This window comes from Pseudomonas sp. RIT-PI-AD (genome assembly GCF_025642785.1).
Taxonomy (GTDB): domain Bacteria; phylum Pseudomonadota; class Gammaproteobacteria; order Pseudomonadales; family Pseudomonadaceae; genus Pseudomonas_T.
In genome coordinates this window covers 35,759-50,951 of sequence record NZ_JANZKU010000029.1, presented here as the reverse complement: position 1 = coordinate 50,951, position 15,193 = coordinate 35,759, and the positions used below count along the sequence as shown (strand labels likewise).

At 68.0% G+C, this 15,193-nt stretch carries 12 protein-coding genes; 4 read left to right on the top strand and 8 right to left on the bottom strand.

The features are described from left to right. Window positions 1-1,560: retention module-containing protein (locus OGL92_RS19465; RefSeq protein ID WP_263146842.1), on the bottom strand; the 1,560-nt coding region annotated here is incomplete at its 3' end. 370 nt (window positions 1,561-1,930) lie between these two features. Here OGL92_RS19465 and OGL92_RS19460 point away from each other — a divergent pair. The 3 genes from OGL92_RS19460 to OGL92_RS19450 are packed head-to-tail and all read left to right on the top strand — an operon-like array spanning window position 1,931 to window position 6,845. Beyond that, on the top strand, window positions 1,931-3,289 hold the full coding sequence (locus tag OGL92_RS19460) for a TolC family outer membrane protein (protein WP_263146839.1): 1,359 nt from the start codon (window positions 1,931-1,933) through the stop codon (window positions 3,287-3,289). A gap of 36 nt (window positions 3,290-3,325) precedes the next feature. Next, window positions 3,326-5,482: a type I secretion system permease/ATPase gene (locus OGL92_RS19455; protein ID WP_263146836.1), complete on the top strand. Its 2,157-nt coding sequence runs from the start codon at window positions 3,326-3,328 to the stop codon at window positions 5,480-5,482. 10 nt (window positions 5,483-5,492) lie between these two features. Then, window positions 5,493-6,845, top strand: a complete 1,353-nt coding sequence (locus OGL92_RS19450) for an HlyD family type I secretion periplasmic adaptor subunit (RefSeq protein WP_263146844.1) — start codon at window positions 5,493-5,495, stop codon at window positions 6,843-6,845. Window positions 6,846-6,872: 27 nt separating this feature from the next. Here OGL92_RS19450 and OGL92_RS19445 read toward each other — a convergent pair whose 3' ends face one another. The 4 genes from OGL92_RS19445 to OGL92_RS19430 all read right to left on the bottom strand — a co-directional run bounded on the left by OGL92_RS19445 (window position 6,873) and on the right by OGL92_RS19430 (window position 11,344). Then, window positions 6,873-7,976, bottom strand: coding sequence for an enoyl-CoA hydratase/isomerase family protein (locus OGL92_RS19445; RefSeq protein WP_263146833.1), 1,104 nt, complete (start codon window positions 7,974-7,976; stop codon window positions 6,873-6,875). 208 nt (window positions 7,977-8,184) lie between these two features. Further along, complete coding sequence (locus OGL92_RS19440) at window positions 8,185-9,003, bottom strand: enoyl-CoA hydratase (protein WP_263146830.1); 819 nt, start codon at window positions 9,001-9,003, stop codon at window positions 8,185-8,187. A 115-nt stretch (window positions 9,004-9,118) separates the two neighbouring features. Then, window positions 9,119-10,273, bottom strand: a complete 1,155-nt coding sequence (locus tag OGL92_RS19435; protein WP_263146827.1) for an acyl-CoA dehydrogenase family protein — start codon at window positions 10,271-10,273, stop codon at window positions 9,119-9,121. 183 nt (window positions 10,274-10,456) lie between these two features. Then, entirely contained in the window at window positions 10,457-11,344 is an 888-nt protein-coding gene (locus OGL92_RS19430) for an HDOD domain-containing protein (RefSeq protein ID WP_263146825.1), read from the bottom strand. Window positions 11,345-11,423: 79 nt separating this feature from the next. Here OGL92_RS19430 and ung point away from each other — a divergent pair, with 79 nt between their 5' ends. Then, entirely contained in the window at window positions 11,424-12,119 is a 696-nt protein-coding gene (gene ung, locus OGL92_RS19425; protein WP_263146823.1) for a uracil-DNA glycosylase, read from the top strand. Window positions 12,120-12,309: 190 nt separating this feature from the next. Here ung and OGL92_RS19420 read toward each other — a convergent pair whose 3' ends face one another. The 3 genes from OGL92_RS19420 to OGL92_RS19410 all read right to left on the bottom strand — a co-directional run bounded on the left by OGL92_RS19420 (window position 12,310) and on the right by OGL92_RS19410 (window position 15,177). Next, on the bottom strand, window positions 12,310-13,173 hold the full coding sequence (locus tag OGL92_RS19420) for a DUF6279 family lipoprotein (RefSeq protein ID WP_263146820.1): 864 nt from the start codon (window positions 13,171-13,173) through the stop codon (window positions 12,310-12,312). Window positions 13,174-13,430: 257 nt separating this feature from the next. Then, window positions 13,431-14,216: a transporter substrate-binding domain-containing protein gene (locus tag OGL92_RS19415; protein ID WP_263146818.1), complete on the bottom strand. Its 786-nt coding sequence runs from the start codon at window positions 14,214-14,216 to the stop codon at window positions 13,431-13,433. Between the two features lie 124 nt (window positions 14,217-14,340). Then, window positions 14,341-15,177, bottom strand: coding sequence for an HDOD domain-containing protein (locus tag OGL92_RS19410; protein WP_263146816.1), 837 nt, complete (start codon window positions 15,175-15,177; stop codon window positions 14,341-14,343). Window positions 15,178-15,193: the final 16 nt, after the last annotated feature.

Below are 15,193 nucleotides of genomic sequence, written 5' to 3'. Positions count from 1 at the left end.
ACCGGGCGTGTAGCTCAGGGTGCCGTTGGCGTTGACGGTGACGCTACCGTGATCGGCCCGGGCACCGGTGACGGTCAGGGCGTCGCCATCGGGATCGCGGTCGTTGGCCAGTACGTTGACCGTGACCGGCGTGTCGATCGCCGTGCTGGCATTGTCGGCCGTGGCGATGGGCGCAGCGTTGGCCGGCCCCGCCGGCGCCGTGACAGTGATGGTCACGGTGCTGCTGGCGGTGCCGCCGTGGCCGTCGGCGATGCCGTAGGTGATGGTGTCGGTTCCGGTGAAACCGCTGCCGGGCGTGTAGCTCAGGGTGCCGTTGGCATTGACGGTGACGCTGCCGTGGGAAGCGCTGGCGCCGGTGACGCTCAGGGCGTCGCCATCGGCGTCGCGGTCGTTGGCCAGTACGTTGACGGTGACTGGGCGATTCTGCTGGGTGGTCGCGCTGTCGGGCCGGGCCTCCGGCGGGGTGTTGGCTGGCTGGGGCGGCGGCACCGGCGCGGTGACGGTGACGGTAACGCTGCTGCCGGCGGTACCGCCCTGGCCGTCGGCGACGCCGTAGGTGATGGTGTCGGTGCCACTGAAGCCGTCGTTCGGCGTATAGCTGAGGGAGCCGTCGGGGTTGACGGTGACGCTGCCGTTGGCGGCGCTGGCGCCGGTGAGGGTCAGCGGGTCGCCATCCACGTCGCTGTCGTTGCGCAACACGTCGATGGTCACCGGCGTGGCGCTCGGGGTGCTGGCGCTGTCGGGGTTGGCGACCGGCGCATCGTTGACCGGCGCGACCTCGACGACCACGGTGCTGACCACGCGGTTGCCCTGGCCGTCGTCCACCGTCACGGTGAAGCGGTCGCCGCCGTTGAAGTTCGCGGCCGGCGTATAGACGAAGCTGCCATCGGCGTTCAGTACCAGCGTGCCGTGGGCCGGTGCGTCGCCCAGGCTATAGCTCAGGGCGTCGCCATTGCCGTCCTCGGCGCTGACAGCGCCGCGCAGGGGCGTGTCCTCGTCGGTGGCCAGCGTCTGGTCGCGGGTGGTGGGCGCGACGTCTGCCGGCGTCACGGGTTGCGCCGTGGCCTGGAAGAGGGGCGTGGCGGGCGTGTCTTCGACGGACTCGGCGCTGCTGGCCAAGCCGAGCGTAGGGTAACCGATGCTCGGTTGTACCTGGTCGGCGGTGGCCTCGAGGATCACATAGCTGCTGCCGCCGCCCGCGGCGCCGTTGCCGGCTCCCGCTGCGGTTCCGCCCGGGCCCGCCGCCGTGGCGTCGAGGGTCTGGGTCGGGTCGTCGCCGGCACTGATCGCCCGTTGCAGTTCCGCCACCGAGGGCGCGTCCTGGGCGATGCTCGGCGCCGCTGCGGGCTCCAGGTCAGCCTGGCTCCACTGGGAGTCGCGGCCGAGGTCGAGGATGCGCCCGTCGACCAGCTCCAAGGTGACGCGGCCGTCGGCCCCGGTCATCACTTGGTCTCCGCTGAACAGCCGGTCGCCTTCGACCAGAAGACGCTGCACCCCGTCCGGGGAAAGGGCGAAAACCTGGCCAACTAGACTTTTGACGATGGCGATAACGCTGCTCATAAGGACCTCATGTCATCAGGGAGCGGCCGACCGGCGGGCGGCGGCCAGCGCGTCCGCCGGAAGGGGCGGGCGTTGGAACGAGTGGGAAAGAGGGGTGGCGCCGAGTTGGCAAATTGGCGTCATTACTTTGTCAAACATTTGGCGCTGACAACCGAAAAGTATCTTTCTGCCAAACTATTGACCTATTGTGCGACATCCTAAACAATTCGCCGGTTGATGTCACTTTGATATTCGAGCCGTTGTGAGCCGCTCGTCACCCGTCGTGCGAAGTCTCCCCAGGCCGTCCGTGCCCCGTGAAAAGGCACCTTGATCCCACACCCTTTCGACGCTCCCTACCGGGGAGCTTTTTTCTTTGAAGGACACCTTTTCGATGCGTATCCGGTTTGCTTCCTTTTCCCTGCCATTCCTGCTGCTTTCCAGCCTGTCGCTGCAGGCCCAGACCCTGCAACAAGCCATGCAGCAAGCCATGGACGTGCACCCCGAGATCCAGGCCGCGATCAACGGACGCCTGGCGGCGGATCACCAGCTGGACGCGGCGCGTGGCGGCTATCTGCCGTCGGTGGACCTGCTCGCCGGCTATGGCCGCGAAGGCACTGACGACACCTCGACCCGCTACGGCCGCAGCGGCAATCACTGGGAAACCCTGAATCGCAGCGAGTCCAGCCTGCGCTTGCAGCAGATGGTCTTCGACGGTTTCGCCACGGCCGGCGAGGTTGGCCGGCAGAAAGCCATCGTCAACTCGCGCGCCTACGCCTTGATGGGCACCTCTGAGCGCACCGGCCTGGATGTGGTACAGGTCTACCTGGAAGTGCTCAAGCGCGAGGAACTGGTGCGCCTGGCCGATGAGAACCTGCGCGGCCACCAGCGCATCTTCGACCAGATCAGCCTGCGCTCCCAGCGAGGGGTCGGCAGCACCGCCGACCGCGATCAGGCCGACGCGCGCCTGGCCCAGGCGCAGAACAACCTGTTGACCGAGCAGACCAACCTGACGGACGCGCGCACCCACTACTTCAGCGTGGTCGGCATGGAGCCGGTCGAGCTGAGCCTGCCCAGCGGCGTGCCCGGCCAATTGCCGGAGAACCTCCAGCAAGCCCGCGAGCAGTTGCTGTCGAACAACCCGACCCTGCGCTCGGCGGAATCCGACATCGCTGCGGCGGAGCAGCAGTACGATGCCGCCAAGTCCTTCTTCTATCCGCGTTTCGATGCCGAGCTGTCGCGCACCGCGGATAACGACATCGACGGCCAGCCGGGTCACAGCAACGAATGGCAGGCGATGCTGCGCATGCGCTACAACCTGTTCGCCGGCGGCAGCCACAAGGCCGACCTGGAGGCCAAGTCCTACCAGGTCAACGAGGCGCTGGACATTCGCAACAACGCCCTGCGCATGCTCAACGAAGAACTCGGCCTGGCCTGGAACGCCCTGGATAACGCCCGCCAGCAGAAACCCATCGCGCAGCAGTACGTGGACTACAGTTCGCGGGTCCGCGAGGCCTATCGCAAGCAGTTCGGCCTCGGCGACCGCACCCTGCTGGACCTGCTCGACAGCGAGAACGAACGCTTCACCGCTCAGCGCCGGCTCTCCGAGGTGGCCTATACCGAGCTGTTCAGCCAGTATCGGCTGAAGGCGACCATGGGCGAGCTGTTGCGCAGCCAGGGCGTGGTCGCGCCCATGGCCACCGTGGTGCAGAACGAAGTGAAGACCAAGGTGCGCCTGCCCGGCCTGAATTGATCGCTTGCCCTCAACCGTCAACCCGAGTGTCCCCGCGTGGAACCAGAAGTCAGCCCGACGCACGTCAACCATGATCCCCGCGCGCAGCACGACGACCCGTTGCTGGATGGCCTGCTGGCGCTGTGCGTCCTGCATCAGAAACCCGCCAGCCGCGCCATGCTCACCACCGGCCTGCCGTTGCCGGCGCAGCGCCTGAGCGCGGAGTTGCTGCCCCGCGCGGCGGCCCGCGCGGGCTTGCAAGGGCGCCTGCTGCAAAGGCGCCTCGAGCAGATCCCGCTGATCGCGTTGCCGGCGCTGCTGTTGCTCAAGGGCGGCCGCAGCGCGGTATTGCTGGGTTGGGAGGCGGATGGCCAGGCGCGCCTGCTGCTCAGCGAAAGCGAGGGCGGCGTGGCGCGGGTCAGCGCCGAGTTGCTGGCCGAGGACTACAGCGGCCGGGTATTCTTCGCTCAGCCGCAGCACAAGTTCGACCTGCGCCAGGGCAACCTCATCCCGCGCACCCGTTCCTGGTTCCGCGACACCCTCAAGCGCTCGCGCTGGCTGTACCTGGACGCGGTGGCGGCCAGCCTGCTGATCAACCTGATCGGCCTGTTCGCCCCGCTGTTCGTGATGAACGTCTACGACCGGGTGGTGCCGAACCAGGCCGCGGCGACCCTCTGGGTGCTGGCGGTGGGCATTTCCGGCGCCTATGTGTTCGACCTGCTGCTGAAGACCATGCGCGGCCTGTGCCTCGACCTGGCCGGCAAGAAGACCGACCTGATCATCTCCGCCACCCTGTTCGAGCGAATCCTCGGCATGGCGATGAAGCACCGCCCGGCGCGGGTCGGCAGCTTCGCGCAGAACATCCATGAGTTCCAGACGCTGCGGGATTTCCTCGCCTCGCTGACGCTCACCAGCCTGATCGACCTGCCGTTCACCCTGCTGGTCCTGCTGGTGATCGGCCTGCTCGGCGGCTACCTGGTCTGGGTGCCGCTGCTGGCATTCCCCCTGGCGGCGTCGATCGGCTGGCTGTTGCAGCGTTCCCTGGCCGAGACCATCGAGCGCACCATGGCCCTGGCCGCCGAGCGCCAGTCGAGCATGATCGAGACCTTGAGCGGGCTGGACGCGGTGAAGGCGAACAACGCCGAAAGCGAACGGCAGTACCTCTGGGAGCAGACCATCGGCACCCTCAGCCGCCTGGAACTGCGCGCGCGCATGCTTTCCAGCCTGGCGCTGAACGTCACCCAGTTGATCCAGTTGCTGGCCGGCGTGGTGCTGATCGTCTGCGGCGTCTACCAGATCATCGACGGCAACCTCAGCATGGGCGGTCTGATCGCCTGCTACATGCTCAGCGGCCGGGCCCTGGGGCCCCTGAGCCAGCTGTCCGGGTTGATCACCCGCTACCAGCAGGCCCGCCTGACCGTGACTTCGGTGGACCAGATGATGGACCTGCCGCAGGAACGCCACGAAGACGAGCGGCCCCTGACCCGTCCGCACCTGCAGGGCGCCATCGAACTGCGTGGGATGAGCTTCACCTACCCCAACCAGCAGAACGTCGCGCTGAAGGACGTCAGCCTGGTGATCCGTCCGGGCGAAAAGGTCGGCATCATCGGCCGCAGCGGTTCCGGCAAGAGCTCGCTGGCCAAGCTGTTGATCGGTCTGTACCAGCCCGACGGCGGCAGCCTGCTGGTGGACGGCGTGGACATCCGCCAGCTCGACGTCAGCGAATTGCGCCACAACATCGGCTACGTGCCCCAGGACATCCACCTGTTCAGCGGCACCCTGCGCGACAACCTGATGTTCGGCGCGCGCTACGTGGAGGACGAGTTGGTGTTGCAGGCCGCGGAACTCGCCGGCGTCCACGAATTCGCCCGCTTGCACCCCCAGGGCTACGAGCTGGCGGTCGGCGAGCGCGGCCAGCAACTGTCCGGCGGCCAGCGGCAGAACGTCGCCCTGGCCCGCGCGCTGCTGCTCGACCCGCCGATCCTGCTGCTGGACGAGCCCACCAGTTCCATGGACAACGCCGGCGAAGAACGCCTCAAGCAGCGCCTGGCGGCGGTGATCGCCGGCAAGACCCTGCTGCTGGTGACCCATCGGGCGTCCATGCTCTCCCTGGTCGACCGCCTGGTGATCGTCGACAAGGGCCAGATCATCGCCGACGGCCCCAAGGCCACGGTCATGGAAGCTTTGAAGAAGGGGCAGATCAGTGTCTCGTGAGGTCCGCAAGATCGACCGCGATGCCGGCCAGTCCGGCTATTTCGCCGCGCGCGAAGCCCTCGCCGGGCAACCCTTGCCGGAGGTGAAGAAAGCCCTGATGGAGGATGCGCCACGGTTGGTGCGGGCGACCATCTGGGTGCTCCTGGCGTTTTTCCTGTTCATGTTCGGCTGGGCGCATTTCGCGGTGATCGATGAGGTCACCCGCGGCGACGGCAAGGCGATCCCCTCGTCGAAATTGCAGAAGGTGCAGAACCTCGAAGGCGGCATCGTCGCCGAGCTGTTCGTCCGCGAAGGGCAGGTGGTGGAGGCGGGCGATCCGCTGTTGCGGTTGGACGACACCCGGTTCGTTTCCAATGTCGGCGAGACCGAGGCCGATCGCTTGGCCATGCTGCTGCGGGTGGAGCGGTTGTCCGCCGAAGTGGAGGGGCGCCCGTTGCAGTTCCCCGAGGCGGCGCGAACCTCCGCGCCGGGTCTGGCGGCCAGCGAGGAGGCATTGTTCCAGAGCCGCCAGCAGCAGTTGCGGGACGAGGTGGCGGGCATCGAGCAACAACTGGTGCAACGCCAGCAGGAGTTGCGCGAGTTCGTCTCCAAGCAGGAACAGTACCGCCATAGCCTGGCGCTGCTGCGCCAGGAGATCGAGATGTCCGAGCCGCTGGTGGCCGAGGGCGCGATTTCCCGTGTGGAAGTGCTGCGTCTGAAGCGCGCCGAGGTGGAGAACCGTGGCCAGTTGGACGCCACCAGCCTGGCGATTCCGCGCGCCCAGGCGGCGATCAAGGAAGTGGAACGCAAGGTGGAGGAGACCCGCAGCCGGTTCCGCAGCGAGGCCCTCGGCCAGTTGAACGAGGCGCGCACCGACCTGAGCAAGGCCGAGGCCACCGGCAAGGCGTTGTCGGACCGGGTCAGCCGGACGTTAGTCACCTCGCCGGTACGCGGGATCGTCAAGCAATTGCTGGTGAACACCATCGGCGGCGTGATCCAGCCGGGCAGCGACCTGGTGGAAATCGTGCCCCTGGGCGAGAACCTGCTGGTGGAGGCACGTATCCGTCCCCAGGACATCGCCTTCCTGCATCCCGGCCAGCAGGCCGTGGTCAAGTTCACCGCCTATGACTACACCATCTACGGCGGCCTGCAGGCCAAGCTCGAACAGATCGGCGCGGACACCGTCACCGACGAGGAAGGCAACAGCTTCTACCTGATCAAGCTGCGCACCGACCGCAGCCAGTTGGGGACCGACGAGCACCCGCTGCTGATCATCCCCGGGATGGTCGCCACGGTGGACATCATCACCGGCAAGAAGACCATTCTCAGCTACCTGCTCAAGCCCATCATCCGCGCCAAGGCCGAAGCCCTGCGCGAACGCTGAGGCGACCGCCCGGCCTCCGCGAGCGGGCTAGAGGTCCGCCAGCGGGTGCGGGCCGTCCCAAGTCGCTTCGAAGTGCGCCTCGACCACCGCGCCGGGCACGCTGTCGATATCCGGCCAGTGCCAGCGCGGCGCCTGGTCCTTGTCCAACAGGCGCGCGCGAACCCCTTCGGGAAAATCCGGATGGCGGCAGCAGTTCAGGCTCATGGCGTATTCCATGCGGAACACCTCGGCCAGGGACAGCGGCTTGGCGCGACGGATCTGCTCCCAGACCAGGCACGCGGTCACCGGGCAGCCGCCGGCGAGGGTCTTGGCCGCGCGCGCCAGCAGCGGGTCGGCATCGTCGCGCAACCCCAGGATGGCGTGCCAGGCGGAGGCCGCGTCAGTTACGTCGAGCAACTCGTCCAGGCGTTCCCGGCGCGGCAGCCACTGGGCGTCCGGCAAGGCCGCGCGGGCCTCGTGGGCCAGGGCCTTGAGCAGGCTGTCGACCTGCGCCCGCGGGCGCTCCTGCCAGTTGAGCTGCACCAGTCCGTCGAGCAGGCGTTCCTGCTGATCGTCCCGTAGAAAACGGTCGGCCAGATCCAGGTCGAGGGCGTCGCGGGCGTTGATCGGGCTGCCGGTGAGGCCGAGGAACAGGCCGAGCTTGCCGGGCAGGCGCGAAAGGAAACGGCTGGCGCCGACGTCCGGGTACAGGCCGATGTTGATTTCCGGCATGCCCAGGCGGCTGCTGGGCGTGACGATGCGCACGCTGGCGCCCTGCAGCAGGCCCATGCCACCGCCCAGCACATGGCCGTGGGCCCAGCACAACAGGGGTTTCGGATAGGTATGGATGCGATGGTCGAGGCGGTATTCGTCGGCGAAGAAGCGCGCCGCCAGCGGCGGCACCTCCGCCGGGTGCTGACGGCAGGCCTCCACCAGCTTGCGCACGTCGCCGCCGGCGCAGAATGCCTTGTCGCCGTTGCCGCGCAAGACCACGCAGGCAATGCCGGGGTCCTCGGCCCAGGCCACCAGGCGGCTGTCCAGGCCCTGGATCATCGGCAGGGTCAGGGCATTCAGGCTGGCTGGAGCGTCCAGGGTGGCGATGCCCAGGCGCATGCCATCCTGGGCCGGGCGTTCTTCGAAATGCAGGTTCATGGGCGACTCTCCGGGCGCGCGGATGCGCCCTTGGCGAAAAGGATAGGGACGGCGGCGAGCGCCGGCTGCGCGCATCCGGTGATGGCGGATCGTCGGCGTTTCCGCGGCGACGTCACCGGGCGCTCGTCGCGTCCTCGGCGCGCCGGCGACCCGGGTTCCCGGCCGACGCCGGTCGGCACGGGTTGCCGGCAGCGCGCGAGGGTCGGGCTCACCGGTTGCGCCAGTGCGGGTCGCGTTTTTCCAGGAAAGCGTTGACCCCTTCGCGGGTGTCCTCGGCTTCGAACAGGTCGACGAAGCGCTCGCGCTCCTCCGGCAGCCAGGCGCTCGGCCCGCGCTCGCGGGCGCCCTGGATCAGCGGTTTGATCGCGCGCACCGCCACCGGGCTCTGCCGGGCCACCTTGGCCGCCAGCAACAGGGCGGCGCCCCTGGCTTCGCCGGCGTCCACCACCTGCTCCACCAGGCCGATGCGCAGCGCGGTGTCGGCATCGACCCGTTCGCCACAGAGGATCATGCGCTTGGCCCAGCCTTCGCCCACCAGCCAGGGCAACGCCTGGGTGCCGCCGGCGCAGGGCAACAGGCCGACGCTGGCCTCGGGCAAGGCCAGTTGCGCCTGGCGCTCGACGATGCGGATATCGCAGGCCAGGGCGCACTCCAGGCCGCCGCCCATGGCATAGCCGTTGATCGCGGCGATGGACACGCCGCGGAAGTCCCGCAGCGCCTCGAAGGCCTCGCCGAAGCGCCGCGCCATTTCCCGGGCGCGGGCCTTGTCGCCGTCGGCGAACAACTTGAGGTCGGCGCCGGCACTGAAGAACTTCTCGCCTTGCCCGGTGATCACCAGGGCGTAGATGTCATCGTCGCGGTTGAGGTGCTCGACCAACTGGCGCAGGCCGATCAGCGATTCCCGGTCCCAGGTGTTGGCGGGCGGGTGATTGATGGTCAGCAGGGCGGTGTGGCCGTGCTTTTCCACGGTGAGTTTGTGGGTCAGGTCGAACGGTCCGGGGGTATAGGCTTCGACGGCCGTGTTCATGGTTTTCCTCCTGGTCGTGACGTCGCGCGCGCCGCTCGGACTTGGCCGCGCGCGCCGGTGGAATGCGGGCCCGCTGGCGAGCCCGCGATCCCCGAGGGTAACGCTCCACGGGACGCTATTCGAGGGGTTCTTCCTGCGCCTGGAACAACCCGGCGATTTCCGTTTCCAGAGCGGCTGCGTCCGTGTCGATGCCCAGGGCCATGGCGCTGTCGCGGACATGGCGCTCCAGGCTGTGGTCGGCGAGGTAGCCGTAGCGCTGGTGCAGGCCCACGGCCTCCTCGCACAGCGCCCGGCTGCGTGCGCCGGCGAAACGCGCGGCCAGGGCGCAAGCCAGCGCGGCCTGGGGCTGGTGTTCGTCCAGGCGCCGGGCCGCGAGGTGAACGAGTTGGCGGCTGGCGCAGAGCCCGGCGTACAGGTCGCTCACCGGTGAGTGGGTCGGTTCCAGCCCGGCCAGGGGTCGCCCCGGCTGACGCCGCTCGCGCAGATGGCGCAGGGTGAGGGCCAGGGCGCCATGGGCGGTACCCAGGCCGACGCCGGCCTCGAGCAGGTGCGCGCGCTGAATGACCGCTTGGGCCTGCCGCGCGCCCTGGCCTTCCGCGCCGAGGCGATGGTCGGCCGGCAGGTAGAGGTTTTCCAGGCGGACGGAGCGGATCGGCAGGGCTCGCCAGCCGGTTTTCGCGGCCTCCGCGCCGTAGCCCAGGCCATCCAGGCCGGCCGGCAGCAGGAAGGACGAGGAAGCGCCATCGTCGTTGCCGGCGAGCCTCGCTTGGACTATCAGCACGTCGCAGGCGCCGGCGCCGCAGACCCGTTCCAGGCAGCCGTCCAGGCGATAGCCTTCGCCGTCGCGGCGTGCGCTCAGCCCGGTTTCGCCCTGCGCAGGCACCGGCACGGTCGGGGAGAAGCAGTAGCTCGCCAGCAGTTCGCTCCTGGCCAGACGCGGCGACCAATGGGCCTTGAGCGCCGGTTCGGCGAAGTTTTCCAGCGTCCACAGGGCCAGGTTGTGCAGGCCGATGAAGATGGCGCTCGCCGCGCAGCCCCCTGCCAGGGCTTCCAGCACCAGCAGGCTGTCGAGCATGGGCAGGCCCTGGCCGTCCCGCTCGGGGCTCGCCAGCAGGCCGAGATAGCCGCGTTCGGCGGCGCGTGCCAGCGTCTTGATCGGAAAGTGTCCGTCGCGGTCCCAGTCGTCGGCGTGGGGCGCCAGTTCCTGTCGGGCGAAGACGCGGGCGTCTTCCGCACGGAGTCGTCGTGGGTGATCGAGTGGGTAGTCCATGGGGCCTCGCCGCCTGGGAGTCGAATTCGCCGCGGCGGGATGCGCCAGGCGCCTCGCGCAGCGGGTGTCTTTAACCTTGACCGCGCGGGAGGCCGGGCCGTTCTGCCGATTCGCGCCCAGCGGGGGGAGCGGTGCCAGAGGGGCGCGCGCCTGCCGCAGGAGGCGATCGACGCGGCGCGGGGCTCAGGAGGCTGGGCGGGCGGCTCTCGCGGGCGCCTTGGCGCCGAGCAGCTTGAGCCACAGCGTGGCGTCGTCCGCCAGTTGCCCGAGCAGCGCGGCGCGGGCGTCGGCGGATTCGCCGACCTCCGGGAACAACCGCTGGAAGGCGGGCGATTGCAACACCGGGGGCGCGCTGGCGGGGGGCTGCCACTGCAACAGGCTGGCCACCTGCACCAAATCGGCCAGGTCGGCGACGGGGTGCTGGCGAGCCCAGTCGGTTCGCTGGCGGGCGACCTCCACCATCGCCGGCGTTTGTTTCCAGGCGGTGAGGATCACCACCCCGACCGGTCCCGACAGCTCGTTGCACAGCGCCTGCAATGCCGGCTCGTCGCGGGGGAATTCCGGCCAGCGCTCCAGTTCCGCCAGCAGCGGCAAGCTGCCGATGTCTTGCAGCAGGCCTGCCAGCAGGGCGTCGTCGACATTCACCAGATTGCCCCGCGCGGCCAGGCAGGCACAGTACGCAGCGCGTTCGAGGGAGGCTTTCCAGCGGGCGCGGAAGACCTTCTGCAACGGCAGCTCCTTGCTGATGAACAGGTTGCGTACGCTGAAGCCGAGGATCAGGTTGTTCAGCCGCAGCGTGCCCAGGCGACCCAGCACGTCGCGCAGGCTGTTGCAGGCGCGGGCGCTCTTCAGCAAGGGGCTGTCGGCGAACTGCATCAGGTAGGCGGCCAGGGGCGGGTCGCCATTGATCACCCGGCTCAGGTGTTCCAGGGAGGTACGCGGGTCGTCCAGCAGGCGGCGGATACGCAGGGCGTTTTCCGGCATCTGCGGGATCTTCGCCTCGCCTTTGAGGAAGCGCGTGTAGAGGGCGAAGCGCAGGCTGTCGGCGGAAGGCGGGGGCGTGCTGTTCATGAACCGGGCGAGACTCTTGGATTGACAAGCCGGACGGGCTTTTCTAGGGTGCGGCGGCCATGTACAGACGGGTTGCGCCATGACCACCAGCGACGATCGTATCAAACTCGAACCGGGTTGGAAGGACGCCCTGCGCGAGGAGTTCGACAAGCCCTATATGCATGAACTGCGGGCGTTCCTGCTGCAGGAGAAAGCCGCGGGCAAGGTGATCTACCCGCCGGGGCCGATGATCTTCAACGCGCTCAATTCGACTCCCCTGGACAAGGTCGAGGTGGTGATCCTCGGCCAGGACCCCTACCACGGTCCCGGCCAGGCCCATGGCCTGTGCTTTTCGGTACAACCGGGCGTGCCGGTGCCGCCCTCCTTGCAGAACATCTACAAGGAGCTCAAGCGCGACCTGAACATCGACCCGCCGCGACACGGTTGCCTGCAGCACTGGGCCGAGCAGGGCGTGCTGTTGCTGAACACCTCGCTGACCGTGGAACAGGCGCGTGCCGGTTCCCATGCCACCAAGGGCTGGCAGTTCTTCACCGACAAGGTGATCGAAGTGGTCAGCCGCGAACGGCCACGTCTGGTGTTCCTGCTCTGGGGCGCCCATGCGCAGAGCAAGGAGCGGTTGATCGACACCACCAAGCACCTGATCCTGCGCTCGGCGCACCCTTCGCCGTTGTCGGCGCATCGAGGGTTTCTCGGCAACGGGCATTTCAGCCGCTGCAACAAATTCCTCGAACAGCAGGGTTTGCCGCCCATCGACTGGCGCCTGCCGGAAATCTGAGGGGCGGGCCGGTACGGATTCCCGCGCGAATGGTCTAGCCAGGGCCGGTGGAATTCGATGAGAGGCTCGGCCGACGTGGTGTGGCCGGCACGCCGAGTCGCGCTCACTAAGCTCGTTGAGCGCAGGCACTTCAATGCATGGGCCTGGGCGCCATCGGGTTCTGGCCATTTCCCACCTGATCGCGCCGAACCTAGGCGGTGCAAGGCATGTCGGCGAAGCGCTGGCGCAGTTCGTCCAGGCGTTGGCGCAGGTGCTCGCGTTGCTCGGGTTCGGCGGTGTTGAGCAGATCGGCGAGCAGGCTGGCGAAGGCCTGCAGCGAATGCTCGAAGGACGCCTGGTAGGCCTCGCTCCAGAACTGCTCGCGGTTTTGCAGCAGCTCGGTCAGTTGGGCCGGGAAGTCGGCGTCCGCGCGGCGGGCCAGGGCCTCACGCAAATGCTTCTGCCAGTTTTCCCGATTGCCCAGCCACAGGCTGTTCTGAGCCCCCAATTCGGTCGACCAGGCGAGCACCCGCTGCCGCTGCTCCGGGGTCAAACGGCCGAACCAGCCTTGCAGGCGTTTCTGCATGCGCTTGGCGCGGGCTTCGATCTGTTCCTGCACCGGCGGATCGAGGTAGTCTTCCTGCCATTTGCGGCGATCCTCGTCGAGTCGGACGCCGATCTGCGCCACCTGATCGTCGCTCAGGCTGCGTGCCAGCTCGATGGCATCCGGGGTGATGCGCACCGCGACCGCCTGCACCGCCTCGCGCATCTCCCGCAACTGGGCGGCGACCTGGGTGGGATCGACCTTCGTGGACTGGCTCAGGTCCCGGGCCCGGCCCAGCCAATCGACGTACGCCGGCAACTGGTGAGCGCAGTGCCAGGCGAGGTGGCGTTTGACGCTGGCGTCCAGGCGGCCTTTCTGGGCCTTGTCCAGGTCGGCGTAGTCGCGCAGCGACCAGGGCACCAGCCAGTCGACATTGCGGTAGGCGAGATCGAGGCGGGTGCAGGCCGAGGCCAGGATCAGGCCCAGGCACAGCAACAGGTGTTTGACGAGGCGTACATCCGGTACGGGCATAGGGGCATCCAGGGAGGCGCCATCCAGGCGCGGCGGGCCGGAACCCCGGTAAGGGAGGATCACGGGGCTCGAGGGTTCTGACTGGGCCGGCGAAACGGAGGTTCCCGCCGTCGCGGCCGGGCCGGCCACCGACGCTGCTGGAGCGGCCACACGCGTCCGGCGCTGCACGCATGCCGTCGGCGAAGGGGCGAGGCAGGTCGACGAAGACGCTTCCTTGGATCACCGTGCTCAAGGTTCGGGCCGGCATCGGCGGCGCATCAACGTGTACAGGCGCCTTCCGGACCGACCCGGGAGCGCTCGGCGAGGGGGCGCTGCAACTCCTGCAGGTAGCGATCCAGCTCGCCGCTGGCGCGTAGCGCGGCGAGGCCCCGGTTGAAGCGGGCTAGCAGCTCGGCGTTGCCGGGAACCTGGCGCGACAGCAACAGGTGCAGGCTATCCACCTTGAGGGCGCGCGGATGGTAGGTCAGGGTGGCCCGTGCGGTGCTGTCCAGCTGATTGCGAAGAAGATGGCGACCGACGACGGGGTCCAGGAGAAACACGTCGATGCGCTTGGCGACCAGCAAATCCAGCCCTTGGCGGTCCTTTCGCAGGCGGCTCATGTGCAAGCGGCCCTCGCGCTCCGCCCGCTCGAAAGCGTCGCCATAGTCGTAGCCGAGGCTGCCGCCCAGGCGCAGGCCGTACAGGTCGTCGAGGCTGCTCCAGTCGAACTGGAAATCCCGGCGGTGGAACAGCACGTAGCTGCTTTCGAGCACCGGCTCGCTGACGTGAAAGGCCCGTTCGCGCTCCGCTGAGCGCAGCCACAGAGCAGTGCCGGTGCGTTGACCGCGTTCGGCCAGGTGCAGCGCACGCGCCCAAGGATAGAACTCCCACCGCACGGCGATGCCTTCGCGAGAAAACGCTTCCTCGACGATCCGTGAGGCCACGCCATGGTGAGGCAGGTCCTGGCCGAAGTAGGGCGGCCACTCGCCGTTGGTCAAGCTGATGGTTTCGGCCTGCGCCGGGACCACGAAGCTCAGGGCGAGCCAGAGAAGGAGTGGTCGCATGCGAGGCCTGTTCCTGGGCGGTGATCCCTCACCGCCGTCGCCGATCCCTGTGCGCGGACGAGTCGCCCGGTGGCCGCCTCGGTCCGGTCCGAAGCGCCGGCTTACCGTGCCCGGTTGCCGGCGGTCATTTCAACATGCTCATGGCCGCTTCCATGGCGGCGGAGAGGTCTTCGTCGGCCTGCATGTCCACCTGCGGGTCCAGGCCGAGCTTGGCGAAGGCCGGAATCTGCGACCAGTCCATCTGAGTGAAAGGGTGTTCGCTGCCCAGGTAGCTCTGCAGGGTGGCAACCTGGACGATGTCGACATAATCGACTTTCGGCGTATCCCGGGTGAAATCCAGGTATTGGCTGGGCACGGCGGCGATCAATTCCGGGAACTCCCAGGTGCGCAGGATCTTGTCGCCGATGATCGGGTGAATCTTCTCGATGACGTGGTTGAGGCTGATGGAGTCGGCCAGCAACTCGTTGTGTTCCTCGGCATAGGTGAGGATCGGCAGGACGCCGATCTGGTGCACCAGGCCGGCGAGGGTCGCCTGGTCGGGCATGAGGCGGGTGAACTGGCGGCAAAGAACATGACTGATGCCGGCGATTTCGGTGCTTTTGTTCCACACCTCGCGCATTTTCCTGTCGACCACGTCGGAAGTGGCCTGGAACATCTGCTCCATGGCCAGGCCGGTGGCCAGGTTGCAGGTGTAGTTGATCCCGAGGCGGCTGATGGCCATCTGCAGGTCGGTGATTTCCTTGTTGGTGCGCAGCAGGGGGCTGTTCACCACCTTCACGATACGGGCGGTCAAGGCCGCATCGTTGCCGATCACCCGGGCCAGGGCGGCGATGCTGATCTCGGGGTCCTCCGCCGCCTCGCGCACCTTCAGCGCGACCTCCGGCAGGGTCGGCAGCACCAGCTCATCGTTGTCGATGGCGCGGATCAGTTCCTCTTGGACTTTCTCGGCAAGCTTGCTCATATCGGATCTCTCGGCG

Excerpts from the sequence above, each read along its gene's own strand:
- OGL92_RS19460 (WP_263146839.1), top strand. The coding sequence starts at position 1,931 with ATGCGTATCCGGTTTGCTTCCTTTTCCCTGCCATTCCTGCTGCTTTCC.
- OGL92_RS19445 (WP_263146833.1), bottom strand. The coding sequence starts at position 7,976 with ATGAACCTGCATTTCGAAGAACGCCCGGCCCAGGATGGCATGCGCCTG.
- OGL92_RS19440 (WP_263146830.1), bottom strand. The coding sequence starts at position 9,003 with ATGAACACGGCCGTCGAAGCCTATACCCCCGGACCGTTCGACCTGACC.
- OGL92_RS19435 (WP_263146827.1), bottom strand. The coding sequence starts at position 10,273 with ATGGACTACCCACTCGATCACCCACGACGACTCCGTGCGGAAGACGCC.
- OGL92_RS19430 (WP_263146825.1), bottom strand. The coding sequence starts at position 11,344 with ATGAACAGCACGCCCCCGCCTTCCGCCGACAGCCTGCGCTTCGCCCTC.
- ung (WP_263146823.1), top strand. The coding sequence starts at position 11,424 with ATGACCACCAGCGACGATCGTATCAAACTCGAACCGGGTTGGAAGGAC.
- OGL92_RS19420 (WP_263146820.1), bottom strand. The coding sequence starts at position 13,173 with ATGCCCGTACCGGATGTACGCCTCGTCAAACACCTGTTGCTGTGCCTG.
- OGL92_RS19415 (WP_263146818.1), bottom strand. The coding sequence starts at position 14,216 with ATGCGACCACTCCTTCTCTGGCTCGCCCTGAGCTTCGTGGTCCCGGCG.
- OGL92_RS19410 (WP_263146816.1), bottom strand. The coding sequence starts at position 15,177 with ATGAGCAAGCTTGCCGAGAAAGTCCAAGAGGAACTGATCCGCGCCATC.